The 12,717-nt window shown below is 64.4% G+C and carries 12 protein-coding genes; 1 reads left to right on the top strand and 11 read right to left on the bottom strand.

Features of this window, described 5'->3' with window-relative positions; all coding sequences use genetic code 11:
• Nucleotides 1–34 precede the first annotated feature (34 nt).
• From AB0L65_RS61360 to AB0L65_RS61335, 6 genes are all read right to left on the bottom strand, one after another.
• Entirely contained in the window at nucleotides 35–373 is a 339-nt protein-coding gene (locus AB0L65_RS61360; protein WP_364266791.1) for a hypothetical protein, read from the bottom strand.
• Nucleotides 374–387: 14 nt separating this feature from the next.
• Nucleotides 388–1,086, bottom strand: coding sequence for a DUF2637 domain-containing protein (locus AB0L65_RS61355; RefSeq protein WP_364266788.1), 699 nt, complete (start codon nucleotides 1,084–1,086; stop codon nucleotides 388–390).
• Nucleotides 1,087–1,109: 23 nt separating this feature from the next.
• On the bottom strand, nucleotides 1,110–2,444 hold the full coding sequence (locus AB0L65_RS61350; protein ID WP_364266785.1) for an FtsK/SpoIIIE domain-containing protein: 1,335 nt from the start codon (nucleotides 2,442–2,444) through the stop codon (nucleotides 1,110–1,112).
• A complete protein-coding gene (locus AB0L65_RS61345) occupies nucleotides 2,437–2,766 on the bottom strand; it encodes a hypothetical protein (protein WP_364266782.1) in 330 nt (109 codons plus the stop codon). Before AB0L65_RS61345 ends, AB0L65_RS61350 begins: the two co-directional genes overlap by 8 nt.
• Before the next feature lie 323 nt (nucleotides 2,767–3,089).
• On the bottom strand, nucleotides 3,090–4,286 hold the full coding sequence (locus tag AB0L65_RS61340; protein WP_364266837.1) for a helix-turn-helix transcriptional regulator: 1,197 nt from the start codon (nucleotides 4,284–4,286) through the stop codon (nucleotides 3,090–3,092).
• Nucleotides 4,287–4,288: 2 nt separating this feature from the next.
• Nucleotides 4,289–4,585, bottom strand: a complete 297-nt coding sequence (locus AB0L65_RS61335) for an antibiotic biosynthesis monooxygenase (RefSeq protein WP_364266779.1) — start codon at nucleotides 4,583–4,585, stop codon at nucleotides 4,289–4,291.
• 187 nt (nucleotides 4,586–4,772) lie between these two features.
• Between AB0L65_RS61335 and AB0L65_RS61330 the strand changes: the two genes are divergently transcribed.
• Entirely contained in the window at nucleotides 4,773–5,201 is a 429-nt protein-coding gene (locus AB0L65_RS61330) for an ATP-binding protein (RefSeq protein ID WP_364266776.1), read from the top strand.
• 355 nt (nucleotides 5,202–5,556) lie between these two features.
• On the opposite strand, the gene AB0L65_RS61325 is transcribed toward AB0L65_RS61330, so the two are convergent.
• From AB0L65_RS61325 to AB0L65_RS61305, 5 genes are all read right to left on the bottom strand, one after another.
• Complete coding sequence (locus AB0L65_RS61325) at nucleotides 5,557–6,288, bottom strand: hypothetical protein (protein ID WP_364266773.1); 732 nt, start codon at nucleotides 6,286–6,288, stop codon at nucleotides 5,557–5,559.
• Nucleotides 6,289–6,705: 417 nt separating this feature from the next.
• Nucleotides 6,706–7,869, bottom strand: a complete 1,164-nt coding sequence (locus AB0L65_RS61320) for a hypothetical protein (RefSeq protein WP_364266770.1) — start codon at nucleotides 7,867–7,869, stop codon at nucleotides 6,706–6,708.
• Nucleotides 7,870–7,903: 34 nt separating this feature from the next.
• The gene (locus tag AB0L65_RS61315) at nucleotides 7,904–8,932 is read right to left on the bottom strand and encodes a hypothetical protein (protein WP_364266767.1); all 1,029 of its coding nucleotides are present in this window, start codon (nucleotides 8,930–8,932) and stop codon (nucleotides 7,904–7,906) included.
• A gap of 259 nt (nucleotides 8,933–9,191) precedes the next feature.
• The gene (locus AB0L65_RS61310) at nucleotides 9,192–10,241 is read right to left on the bottom strand and encodes a hypothetical protein (protein ID WP_364266764.1); all 1,050 of its coding nucleotides are present in this window, start codon (nucleotides 10,239–10,241) and stop codon (nucleotides 9,192–9,194) included.
• A 1,652-nt stretch (nucleotides 10,242–11,893) separates the two neighbouring features.
• The gene (locus AB0L65_RS61305) at nucleotides 11,894–12,580 is read right to left on the bottom strand and encodes a hypothetical protein (protein WP_364266761.1); all 687 of its coding nucleotides are present in this window, start codon (nucleotides 12,578–12,580) and stop codon (nucleotides 11,894–11,896) included.
• Nucleotides 12,581–12,717: the final 137 nt, after the last annotated feature.

Raw genomic sequence — 12,717 nt, 5'->3', positions numbered from 1 at the left:
CAGCAGCGGTAGTGGGCGAGCGTGGCGTCCATGGTCATCGGTCTTCGTACGGGCTGTCGGGCGTGACGCAGCCGCGGTAGCTGTCGTGGGCGGCGTAGCGGGCGCGGGACTCGGCCAGGATCGCCACAGCGCGATATTCGATCGGGCCGAAGAACAGCGTGGTCGTGTAGTGGCCGCCCGCCCCGTCGATGTGGCTGCCGAGCAGGGCGGCCAGGCGGTCGAGTTCGGCGCGCATTTCCGCGTCCTGGGCGTCGGGCACGAAGTGGTGCACGGTCGTGCTCCAAGGCGTGGGGATCTCGGGGCGAGCTTCGAGCAGGTCGGCCAGGGCGCGGAGTCCAGCGATGAACGCGGGCCGTGAGTGGCTGGTGGACATCGAGGGCGTTCCTTTCACTGGTTATGGGCGGGCTGCAGGATGTGAAGTAGGTCGGCGGCGAGTTGGTCGGACACGCCCAGGCGGGTGCGGATGAGGTCTGAGGTGATTTGGCTGCCGTGCTTGGCGTGGTGCTCGTCGGCGATGCGGCGGGCGTAGTCCACGAGGGTCGGATCGGGCGCGGGAGCGTTGTGCTGGCGATCGACTTCGTGGGCCGGGGTCAGGGCAGGACGGTCATCGTGTGGGACGTGCTGGGACTCTCCGGAGACGGCTCGGGACGTCTGCGCGGTTGGTGAGGACGTCTGCGGGACGTCCTGCAGTGCGTCGGTACGGGTGGCGGTGGCGCGGCGTTCGAGCATGGAGACGGCGACGAGGAAGGCGCCGGCCGGGGTGGCGGCGGTGATCCAGCCCCAGGCGGTCGGTGTGGCTTGGGCGAGGTTGGCGGCCAGGGACAGGATGATGCCTCCAGTCAGGACCAGGACGGGCCAGGAGATCAGGCCGCGCCGTTGACGGCCGGTCTTCTTGTCGCGTTGGCGTTCGCGGGCGGCCATGACGCAGGTCAGGTCGATGCAGACGGCGATGGCCCAGGACATCCAGCCGGTCTGACCGTGTTGGCTGGCGGTGTCGCGAATGTGGGTGAAGGAGCCTGCTCCTGCGATGAGGGCCAGGACGAGGACAGGACCGGTGTTGAGCAGCCAGGCGGCGATGTGGCGCATCTCGGCTCCCTTCCGGTGTCGGTTCAGGCCGTCTGCTGGTCGGGCGTCTCCGTGGGTTTAGCGGCCATCACGTCGGCCCAGGTCGCTGCCTGGCCGGAGTAGGTGCGGGCGGCGTGTTCGGCCGCTTGTTCGCTGACGTAGAAGGAGCGGGCGCGGTACCACTGGCCGTCTTGTGGGGGGACGATGGCGACGCCGGGGGTCTCGGCGGCGATGGCGCGGGCAGAGTCGAGGGCGGCGGGGTCGAGGTCGCCGAGGGTCATGGTGGCGGTCTCGGGATCGTTGACCCGGTGGCAGATCCGTCCCGAGCACTGGGCGCGGAGTGCGGTGACGCCGGGTCCGAGGTCGGAGCCGATGCGCTGGCCGCAGCAGAACAGGTAGATGCCGAACGCGCGCCCGAGCGGGGCGACCCGGAGCAGTGCGGTCGAGGTCTTGGCGATCTCGTCCTTCTCCGACTTGTCGGCCATCAGATACAGCTCGGCCAACTCGTCGACCAGGACCACGACGGGCACCGGACGCATGCCGGGCGGGAGCTGCCAGATGTTGCGGGCCGAGGCCATCCGGCACACGCCCATCCGGTCCGTCATGAGCGCCACCAGGTCATCCAGCAGCCCACCGCACTCCGCTCGCGTGGTGGCCAGCGCGGACAGCCGCGGCGCGTACGGGGTGAACTCCACGCCGCCCTTGAGGTCGAAGCCGACCAGGGCGACTGGTTGCGGGGCCAGGCCGACGATGAGCGCGTTGGCGAGGTTGGACTTGCCGGACTGGGTGGCTCCTGCGTTGAGCCAGTGCGGCACGGTACGGAAGTCGATGACCCACGGCGTGCCGGTCTCCAGCCGGCCCACGGTGACCTTGAGCAGTTCGGTGGACGGCGGCAGCTCATCCACCCTGACCAGCGGGTCACGGACGGTGGCGGCCAGCCGTACCCGGCCGGGCTTGTCGGAGGTGACACGCACGGCATGCACGCCCCAGGAGTGCGCGAGGCGTTCGGCGACGTCGGCGTAGTCGGCCGGGATCTGCCCGTCCAGGGTGTGCAGGGTGACGCGCCAGCCGTAGCGGATCGGGAGCGGTAGCCACATGAACGGCTTGGTGTCCACGGCGATGCGTTGCCACTTGCGCCGGACGCGGACGACGCCGGTGGATGCGATCAGCCCGGGGACGGTGGTGAACCAGAAGCGCTGCCGCTTCTTGGTCAGGTTGCAGCCGAGGGCGACCTTGCGCCAGGACGCCCGGATGCTGATGGCCGTGATCGGGAAGCCGATGACGAGCCAGAAGGAGCGGTAGTGCCAGCGGCGCCAGGCCCAGAGCCCGGCCGCGATGGCGGCCAGGACTCCGAGCATCGTGAGGAGCTGGTCAGACACTGGCGGCCTCCTGCTGCGGGAGCAGGGCGGTGGCCCAGTAGGAGATGCCCCAGCGCCCGGCGATCTCCCAGACGTAGCCGAGCAGGCCGACCGCGTTGACGGCGTCGCCGGCCTTGATGGGCGGCTCACCGGTGATGCCGATCTTGACAAGTTCGATCCGGCCGAACTCGTCTTCGACCGACACGGTGACCTCGTAGACGGTGTTGCCGTTCTTGTCGGTCTTGATCTCGCCGGTGTCCCTGTTGAGCACGCGAGGGCGTGGGGCCTTCACGCAGGTGATGCTGAGCTTGCTGACGTCCACGGGGATGGGGACGGTACGCATGGTGAGTTGACCTCTCGTCGGCCTGTTGATCAGGCGTTTCAGGACGAGGGAGGCCGTGCCGTCAGCTCGGAGGCGATAGCATCGAAGCGCCAACTAGGGTGCTAACGCATCCGGCCTGGGCGGGTCTCCCGCTCAGGCCACTTTCATGTGTGGCCTTCTCTCCGCCTTCCGTGAGCGGACCTCCTTGATCCACCCCTGAAACGCGAAGAGCGTTCGTGCTGGGCTGCCACCCTCCGACTACGGAGAGTTCCAGCTACAACACGAACGCTACCTGATACTGAGAGTAATCGCTAGTACTTAGAGTACGTGTTCACGTACTTTTTCTACGCCCCCACTCGATCGGCCAGTTCCCGCAGCTCGGACGACGTCGGATCCTGCATCGACAACAGGTCGGACACGAGCTGCCGTACGACCCGATGGTTACGAACCTGCTCAGGCGTGATGCTCTCGGCCTCCAGCAACTGCGCCATCGCTTCATCCACCTGACGACGCTGCGCATGCGCCCGCGCGAGATCCACCGCCAGCCGCGCCCGCCGTTCCGCCGACAGTGTTGAGGCGTCCACCGCGGCACCAACGCGCAGCGCATGTCCGGCGTCGCCGACCTCCACCGCCACGGCCACCTCATGCAGCGCCACGTTCGCCGGCCCGAACTCGGTGTTGTAGTCGTTGCGCCCCTCGCCGACCCGCGCCGCCATCTCACGGGCACGCGACAGGTGCCCGTACGCCACGTCGGCCTGATTCAGTCGCGAGGCCGCCACCGCCCGCTGCAAGGTGAGCCCACCCCACAGTGACATCGCCTCCACATTGCCCTGATCGGTCAGGAACCACAGCGCCTCAGCGGCCGTGCGCGCCGTCTCCTCCACCTGATCGAAGTGACGCGCCCCCAGGAACACGAAGCCCAGCCGGAACGCCCCGGCCGCCATCATCAACGGATTGCCCGCCCGCTCCGCCGCGCCGATAGCCCGATCCGCCGCGATCCACGCCGCCTCCGGCTCACCCAGCTTGGCCAGCGACGCCGAACACGCCTGATACGTCACCGCCAGCAGTTCGAACAACTCGGCCTGCCGCTCTGCAGGCGCGGACCGCACCGCACTCTCCAGGGTCGGTACGAGCCCGCGCAACAGCTCCGTCAGCTCGACGTAGCGGCTCTCATGCGCCAGCTCCCACGCGTGATCCACCCGCGGCTTGAGCTGATCGGTGGCAGGCACCGGCGTGGCGTGCAACATGGCCTGCAGCGAATGGGCGCCGGACAGTACCAGCCGCAACCCGGCAGTCCCCGGCATCTCCTCATTGGTGGCGGCGACCACGGGCGCTTCGGCGGCCAACTCCGACAGCGGCACATCCAGCGTCTCGGCGACCTTCTCCAGCACGGACATGCGATCGACCTTGCGCACGCCCCGCTCCACTTGCGAGATCCACGCCACCGACCGATCCACCAGCCGGGCCAGCTCGGCCTGCGACAGGCCACGCCGCTTGCGCTCCTGGGCGATACGCCGTCCGAGCGCCCGCTGATACTCCATGCTCACGACGTCGTGCCCTTCCCGCTCTGCAGTCTCAGCCAGTCGACCTCGACCGAGGCCAACAGCTCTTCGCGAGCCGCCAGGAAGCGCCTGGTGTGCTCGGTCTGCTCGTGGGCGTCGAAGGCGTCGCGGTCTCGGTACAGCTCGTAGAAGATCCGCTGGAGCGGCTGGCCGTCCACCTGGTGCGAGGCGTACACGATCGTTCCCGGCTCGTGCTGGCGGATCGCCTCGATTGTCTCACCGACGAGTGCGTCGAACGCAGTAGCACTCGCCTCGTCCTTGCAGGTGAATCGAACCATTAGTCCGAACATGTACGCCCTCCTGGCTCGCCGTCACGGTCTGGGATCTCGATGTCTTTTACTCGACCAGTACTTATTGTGCGGCGCAAGTACATCAAGTCGCTTGTACTTGAAGTATAGCACTAGTACTTTCAGTACCGATAGCGATTGGCAGTGCTTTGACCTGCACGAACGCGAGGAAACCGCGATGTCCCCAACGCTGAACAGCCTCAAAGAGATCCACCGGTGGTGTCGCAACTTCCCCGGCACCAGACCCCAGGTCCGCGAGGCACGCCAGTTCGTCATGAGGTACCTGGGCGACCGCCCCGAGACCGACACCGCCCAACTGGTCGTGTCCGAACTGGCCACCAACGCAATCCGCCACACTCGAAGCGGACTCCCGGGCGGCCGATTCGGCGTCACCCTCCATGCAGGCAGCACCCTGCTGATCCTCGCCGTCCTCGATGAAGGTGGCCCCACCACCCCACACCTATGCCAAGCCGAAAACGACGACCAGAGCGGACGCGGCCTGTGCCTGGTAGAGACCCTGGCCACGCGCTGGGGCGTGCACGGCGACGAAGCCGGCCGCACCGTCTGGGTCCTCATCCCGCTCGCCCCCGCCGGCCAAGCCGCATGAACGACTGCCTGTCTCCCCACCTGCCCGAGCCGCAACCGAACTGCACACGGCTCGTATGGCTCACCGCTCGCAAGGAGTCACGACGCAGGACACTCCTCTGGACCTGCCACTGCGATGGCGACATTTACGAACTGTGCGCCACCGGTGGCCAATCGTTCCTTAGGCGTACCGACCCAGACTCCGGAAAGGCCTTCGAGACCCACCGCATGAGCACGCGAGAGGGGCATGCCACGTGGCATGCCCTACTCGAAGGGTGCGTACGGTAGCCACGTGTGCGAGCGACTCATCCTCATGGAATGTGATGAGGGTCCGGGGCCCAACACCGTCACCGGTCGTGTTGGGTTGGCAGATCCAGTTAGTCGCTCTGAAGAGCTTCGGTCTCGTCGCGGAGATGCCGCACCTGTTCGGAGGTCAGCCGTCGGACGTCCCAGATCAACCCCGCCAGATCGGCCGCCGCTGGGTGTGCCGGTGGGGGGTTCTCGGGAGGAGCGATGCCGGTCACGGCGGCCAGGTCGCCGACCGGAATGCCCAACACGGTTGCGAATCTGGCAAGCAGATCAGGGCTCAGTTCCTTGACGCCGCGGCCGATACCGCCGATTGTGGCGCCGGCCAATCCCAGACCGGTGAGGCAGAGTAGGCACTTGGCCGCACTCGTCCAGCCAAGGTTCCGATACGCGAGCATCCGGACCAGCGCCGCACCGAAGCTCGGCTCGTTCTGCTCCCACGGATGCGGCGGCGGAAACGGGCGCGTGCGGGGACGCTGTGGAAGTGACCGGGCGCGTTGCCGTAACTCGTCAACGTGTTCCGATGGCAGGCACCTGGCCTGGTTGATCAGAGACGCAACCCAACTCCCGGCACGGGCGTCCAAGGGAGTGAGTTCGTCAGGCACAGGTATCCCGGCAAACGCGAAAAGGTCCACATCGTGCCAGCCAAGCGCCGGAGCAAGCCGCAGGAGCAGCGAGGAACTAGGCTCCGCGCCGTCACGCACCTCCTGCACCTCGGCTTCGGTGACCTCCGCCAGACGGGACAGGTCACCAGGGCTCAGCCCTCGATGATCGGACAACCGCGCCAACAACACGCCGAGCATTGGGTATCCCTTTATCCCGCCAACTCTGATCAGGGCATCACCGGGCAGATAGTTCGCTTGCAAGCATGCCACCCGTCTTATCCCCGGTCGGGGATGCAAACGGACATCTACCGCGGAGACTTCCACCTGAACACACCAAGATCATTCAGGCTCACACTCTCGCGGATGAGAACTTTCTCTACGGTTTCAAGGCCGATCCGCCTGCGGCGGCTCGGCACGCGTCGGGCGGTCGCAGGCCGCGCTGCGGCTCTCCGGCCGGTCGCGGCCCGCACCGCCCACGCGCCTGAGCGCCGTACTGACTCGGAGTTGGTCGAGCTCATCACGGCGTACACGGTAGATCGGCCAACGTGCAGGTCGCAGCTTGTGAGTGCTAGATCTGATCATGGCTCCAGCCGGAGATCTGCGGCCCTGAGGTGATCAGCGCGTCGGTAGTTCCACAGCCATGCCCATCGCATCATCCTTGCCAACGAAACCGTCGCAACCGCGTCCCCCCCACATCAGCAACTGGTTTCCGGCAATCACTGGCGTCATCTCGGAAGGGCATCCACCCGCGAACGCGACCGTCCTTGACGCTGACCGCAATCGGGCTGCGCGGGGGTCGTAGACTGCGACACCGTGCGACGATGCCGACCAAATGTGGCCACTCGCCATCCACATACGGTTCGGTTGCCTATCCCCGTGCAGTTCAGCTTTCGATCGGAAGACGCGGGAAGAAAACCGGCCCATCTCGCGCCATCGGGTGCCGTCTCCCAACTCGACTATTCGGCTTTGGCTGCCTTCGCTGAAGACCCCTACCAGCCCAGTCCCACTCCACAGCAGCCCCGCAGAATCCACGCTTGAGTCCAGTGGCAGCTTCGTCGCCCGTTCAAGGCGGGCCAGGTCGCGGTCCAGTCGTTGCGTCATCAGAACATTTCTGGACGGGTCGAAGGTGAGCGCAACAACCCCTGCGCTGTCAGCCGCCATGTCGATGACGTGCACCCCGCTGCCCTTTATGACGCGCCACCGCTTGTTCTCCTGGTCGAAAACCAATAGCGGCACAGCGGGTTTGCCAAGAGGGATTCTGTATCGAGCAGGGGCGAAGATGATGCTACGACTGTAAACGCGTGGCTCGGCCGCAGACAGCTCCAATGGAGCATCTGGGAGGGCGCGCCACACATTCTTCTGAGGGCTGTACGCGGCACCATCACGCAACAGTCCCGACGCATCACCGCCCCAGATGAGCAACTCCGAACCGCTCCACACAGCCAGGTGCTCGCTGCGGGGGGACAGCGACACCTTGGGCATCATTCGCCACAAACGCGTGGTCGGGCTGTACAGGGCACCGTCGGTAAAATACTGGGGCCGCGCCTTGTCGCCGTTCCACCCGCCCCACACAGCCAACTCGCTACCTGTCCAGGTGACAGAATGGCCGGTCCGAGGGGCGATAGGCGCTTTCGGGAGCGAAGTGGGAGTCACGTACAGCTTGTCGCCCTCGGAGGGCTCCTCGCTCTGATTAAGAAGGACGGCACCGCCAGCGAGAATGCCTCCGACTGTAGCGGCGCCAACGGCCAAGAAGTTACGACGGCTTATCGGTATCTTCATATGTTCCTTCCTCCAGGACTCGCGGGTTGTTGTCCTATTGGGCGGGCTTTTCGCCGGCCAGTCGCTTCAAGCAGACGTCAAGCTGGTCGAACGACGCATGGGCACGCTCCCTCGACGATACCCAAATAGCGCGTCCACGTGATAAAACGGATTTCGCAACGAGTGACGCCGGAGTCACTGTGTCGCTCGAACTGGTCACGATGCAGCGCGGCTCATTGCCGTAGATGAGCTCGGCGGGCTTGCGCTTCAGCAGGAAACAAGAGGCATGCTTCGCCTCAAGCACACTGGTGACAGAGTTGTACCTCCCGTAACTGTACGGCCACCCTTTCCCCGCGGAGCAAACCTCTTCGAGGTAGGCGAGATATGCGGGCGACACAGCGCCCGCCCCGTAGATCCCCCAATACTGCTGTGCCAACCGCTGGGCCGCTTGCGCATCCGAGTCCAATCTGGCGAGGCGCCTGGTAAACGCGGGTGTTTGCGTATATCCCACTTCGACCAACGCCGACAAGTAGTCGAAACGCCGCTCGGCCTCCGCAAGGATGAGCGCTCGCGGCATGCCCTGGTGGCCGGTCACCCTTCTTTGCATGCCTTCGATGGCGCGTGCGCGTGCGTTTACGATTTGCCGACCGTCTACTCCGACGGGGAAAGGGCGGGTCAGGATGGACCAGTCTAGGCTGATGTGACGCAGATAGCCCAGTCTGACGGCACCGAACGAGTGGCCGATGAATCCGGAGTATCGCAGCGACTCCTGTGCGGCTACCTGCTGCAGGACCTTGTTGTAGCTGTCGCTGGTAAAGCCCCAGCTTCGCCGTGAATCCTCGGGAAAGCATTTGGTGGCAACATCGGTCGAGTCGTTCGTCGGTGAGCTTTCGTCGCGAGTACGGATCCTTCGAACGAGCTCGCTGAGAGCCCGTGAGCAGTTACTCGGCGAGGCTTTGAGCACCCACGGTTCTTCCAGGAAGAGCAGATTGTAAGCGAGGCCGAGATCGTTTACGGTTCGCGCAAGCTGGGGCAGGCGGACCTGGCCACTCAGGACGGCTACGCCTGGGCCGCCGACATCCACGATGATGGTGTTTTTCGTGGGGCGAGACGAGCGCAGCAGCGAGTATCTGTAAGGCTCGCCGTCTATGTGGACGCTCGCGCAGGCTTCCCGAGTTCCACCTTCAGCACAAGGATTACCAGACGGTGCGACTGACCGGGCGGGCGAGGGATTGGCTGGCGAGTTGGTCACGGAGCATCCGCTGATGCAAAGTAGGAGCAGGAGCAGGGCGCTCCGCATGGTGCGAAGCGCCCTGTGTTGGTGGAAGAAGCTCTTCAACGACTTACCAGCCGTCCTCGTTCCACAGCAGTGTCTTCTTGTTGGAGATCCCCCAGTCGACCTGCGCCCAGAGATAGTCGGCGTAGATGGGGTTCAAGTCTTCGTCGGCTGACTTGGCGTAGATTGCTGCGCCGAAGTCGAGAGCCAGTTGGCCGGTCTCCTCGCCATTGAAGTCGATCCCCATAGCCTTCGTTGTCGCGTCAGGGAGCACTGACGTGGAAGTGCACTGGTGGATCGGAATCTCAACTCCGGCGAAGTCCGGGAACGAAAGTGATACGTTCATCGTTTCTTCGCACGTTTTCTGCCCGCCAGCGGGTGTCCATTTGTACAGGCTCTCCACTCGATCCTCGTACCCCTTCCAGGGGCGAGACCGGAGGGTGAAGTCGACGGTCCTAGGGTTGTTCGTTGGCCCTTCAGCCTGCTGGAACACTGCCCACCGGTTGTAGATCCACTTCCTCGTGGTGGGGTCCTGGTACTTCTCGTAACAGCTAGTGGCGTTGTGGTCCTGCGGTTCCTCGCCGGTCCAGTACTCCGGATCCCACCACAGCTCAACGCACTCGTGACCCATCTGGAACATGTCCTTGACGTTGAATGCGCCGTCGAAACCAGCACCACCCTGCTGGCTAGAGGTGGCTGCGTCGGGCGCTTCGGCCATCATCACCCCGATGGCCTTCATTCCGTCGTTGGCATTAGCGTCCTTGCTGACCGCCACGTCGATGCGCTCCGGCTGCCGCGAGCCGTCCCACGCCACGCGGATCTGGCCGTTGCCGAACGGGTCTGCAACGGAGGCGACCTTGACATCGGACGCATCTAGTAGCCTGCCCGAGCGGGCCTGCTTGTCCAGATACTTCTGCGCCACGTCGGCGACTTGGGGGTTAGCGGATCTACTACGCAGGGCCTGTGCGGCAGTCTGTGTGGCTGACTTCAGCTGAGTCGAGTCGATGGATGCCCGCTGCGGCTCCGAAGCTGCCTCCGCGACACTGGGAGACGCCGATACCGCAGAGACCGCGAGTCCGAGGGTAAGAGTGAGGATTCCGCCAAGTAACGCCCGCATGCATGACCTTTCTCTCTGAACATGTGCAGACATGATTTTCTGTGCACGATTAGAGACCTTGACACGCCTTGTCGAAGCCGACAAGCGCAATAGAGTAACCGAATTATCGCCCTCTGTTATCAATGCGCGCACATCTTGTGGATCATCAGGCGGTATGGCCTCGTATGTGATCTACGTCACATCGATGCAAATCTCAAACCTGCCTTGGAATTAGACACGAATATATGGGTCGTTGAGGCTGGAGAATGAGTCACCTTCGTGTGGCTCTTTGCGGCCAACGATGGACATGGTGGCATGCCTTGCCTATCGTCGTCATAGTTGACGATCGTTGCAGGCTCCAAGGGCTCGCGGTGAACGTTCGCGCAGATGGGAGCTCCAGATATTTCAGCCTGAGTAACCAATTGCGTGACAACCGGCAACGTTGAGCACCGGCATTGATTGATGGCATTGGACGATTCTATGCAGGTCGTCGGAGGTGCTTGAGGGGGCACGAATGCGTATCCAGCTTGCCTGAAAACGGAAAGACTGGCTGCCGCGCCGCTTCCGGTGCTCGGGCCTCGGCGGCCCTGCGCTCCGGGTCGGCTTGCCATCGGATAGCTACGGTGGCTGTCGGACGGGGTTCCCCAAGATGGTGTCCGATTGTTTGGATGCACGCGTCCGTGCCGGGTGGCATGGCCCGGGTGACGGGCTCTCCTGCCGATCGAGCGTGCGGCTTTCGACTCAGACGTCAAGGCCAAGCCACCACTCGGGCCGACTTCGCCGAGTCTTAACCCCGCTCCTGCGGCTTGGTGAGTGTGGGAGGTGATGACCAGGCGGCGAGTTGCGCTGTACAGCACCGCATACAGCAACCGGGCCGTACGCGATCACACGAGGACAGCCGCTATCTGCCGCCCGACCAGGCCTGACATGAGTTGATCGGTGGCCTGCCGTTCCCTTGTAATCAAGTGCTTGGGGAGTGGCATACTCGCCGGGTGCCATCTCGAATCGCCCGTGAGAGCGTCGCTTACCTCAACGGCTTGATATCGACGCTCGCCCTCGTCTCGGCCCACGCCATCGAGCAGCTTCCCGTATTCGAGCTCCACGCGGGCAAGCCGTCAGTGTGCGTTGGCTGGCAGCTTCTCGCAGGTTTCACTGCCTCCGTTGTGGACGGTCCTGGCGATGCGGCATCTTCATCGACGGGATGGCCGGTCCGGATGAGGCCGAAGAGCGGTTTGTATGGCTGAGCGCTGTGGACCGTGCTGGTGCTGCCGTCGTCCTGGTTGTGGACTCTCACGATCAGGCGCGCGACTGGGTCGCTTTGGCCGGCCGAGGGAAGGCGCGAGGAGGATTCGTGCCTGCTGTGCAACGCGCAGAGTGACTAGCTCAGTGATACCGGGGAACGTGGTCACGTTCGTAGGTTCTATCGGATCTTGCTAACAGCGCTGCTAACAACGTCCCTGGACACGGGTGTACGTCCTCGGAAATCGATCAAGCTGAGGGAGCCGCTGAGCAGGCGCTCGTGACAGCGGTGGACGCCCGTGGACAACGTCGAAGTCCCTTGTAAACAGAAGGTCAGGGGTTCGATTCCCCTCGTCGGCTCTGCAACAGGAAGCCCCTGAACAGGCGTTATGCCGTCAGGGGCTTCCTGTATTATCGGCTAGCCTGGATTGGAGTCAGGAGTGCATTTCATAGCGGTACCAATGGCGTGGGTCTCCGTCCTCATGTAGCCACAGTGTTCCGTCTCTGCCGATCTTCCCTCGTGCCCAGCCGGTCGGGGGTCGGTCGTGTGGCAGTAGCAGGTTCAGCCGGTGTGACTCGGTGACGGCTCCGTCCTGTCGGTGGCCTTTGCGGATCTCCCAGCGGAACCCGTCGTCCGTTCGGTGTTGGTCGAGGAAGGCGATCTCACCGCCTGAGATGGCCAGGCCATGGCAGCGGGTGATGGGGTTCAGGGTGTTGCTGCGGACACTGTGACGATCGATCTCGATCAGTGGGAAGTCGGGGTAGGGGCAGGCGTGTACCACGTTGCTTCCGACGTTCAAGGCGTAGCAGTCGCACCAGAAGATGCCTGGAGTGTGGGGCGGCGCCATCCAGGGTTGGCCGCCGTCGCTGCTCCAGCGGGCCAGGCCGATCGCGAAGCCGCTGGAGCGGGTGCCGTCCGGGTTGGGGAACCAGTAGTTCGACTCGTCGAAGTAGCTGATCCAGATGGTGCCCTGGGCGTCTGTCATGAGTTGCTCGATGCCGTCACCGGCGTAGAAGGCCGACAGGGTCTGTCCGCCTTCATCGATCACCCGGACGTTTTTCGTGAGGTGTAGCTCGTCCTCTGGGATCGGCTCCAGGTAGCGCTTGTCGTCGATGCCCACACGCGCACAGCGGGCGGCGGCCAGCACGATGCCGTCGCCTAACCTCGATCTTTCTCGACCTTGAGTTGGTCGGCTGAGAAGTTCGGCTGCGGGTCGATTTTCTCGCTGTGGTCAGCGTGGATGCCCGGCTGTCGCGC

Origin of the sequence: Nonomuraea sp. NPDC052116, assembly GCF_040680035.1 — a bacterium.
In the GTDB taxonomy this organism is placed as follows: domain Bacteria; phylum Actinomycetota; class Actinomycetes; order Streptosporangiales; family Streptosporangiaceae; genus Nonomuraea; species Nonomuraea angiospora_A.
The sequence above is the reverse complement of the archived record's forward strand: the minus strand, read 5'-3'. Positions and strand labels throughout refer to the sequence as shown.

Excerpts from the sequence above, each read along its gene's own strand:
- AB0L65_RS61320 (WP_364266770.1), bottom strand. The coding sequence starts at position 7,869 with ATGAAGATACCGATAAGCCGTCGTAACTTCTTGGCCGTTGGCGCCGCT.
- AB0L65_RS61340 (WP_364266837.1), bottom strand. The coding sequence starts at position 4,286 with ATGGAGTATCAGCGGGCGCTCGGACGGCGTATCGCCCAGGAGCGCAAG.
- AB0L65_RS61355 (WP_364266788.1), bottom strand. The coding sequence starts at position 1,086 with ATGCGCCACATCGCCGCCTGGCTGCTCAACACCGGTCCTGTCCTCGTC.
- AB0L65_RS61360 (WP_364266791.1), bottom strand. The coding sequence starts at position 373 with ATGTCCACCAGCCACTCACGGCCCGCGTTCATCGCTGGACTCCGCGCC.
- AB0L65_RS61335 (WP_364266779.1), bottom strand. The coding sequence starts at position 4,585 with ATGGTTCGATTCACCTGCAAGGACGAGGCGAGTGCTACTGCGTTCGAC.
- AB0L65_RS61310 (WP_364266764.1), bottom strand. The coding sequence starts at position 10,241 with ATGCGGGCGTTACTTGGCGGAATCCTCACTCTTACCCTCGGACTCGCG.
- AB0L65_RS61325 (WP_364266773.1), bottom strand. The coding sequence starts at position 6,288 with ATGCTCGGCGTGTTGTTGGCGCGGTTGTCCGATCATCGAGGGCTGAGC.
- AB0L65_RS61330 (WP_364266776.1), top strand. The coding sequence starts at position 4,773 with ATGTCCCCAACGCTGAACAGCCTCAAAGAGATCCACCGGTGGTGTCGC.
- AB0L65_RS61345 (WP_364266782.1), bottom strand. The coding sequence starts at position 2,766 with ATGCGTACCGTCCCCATCCCCGTGGACGTCAGCAAGCTCAGCATCACC.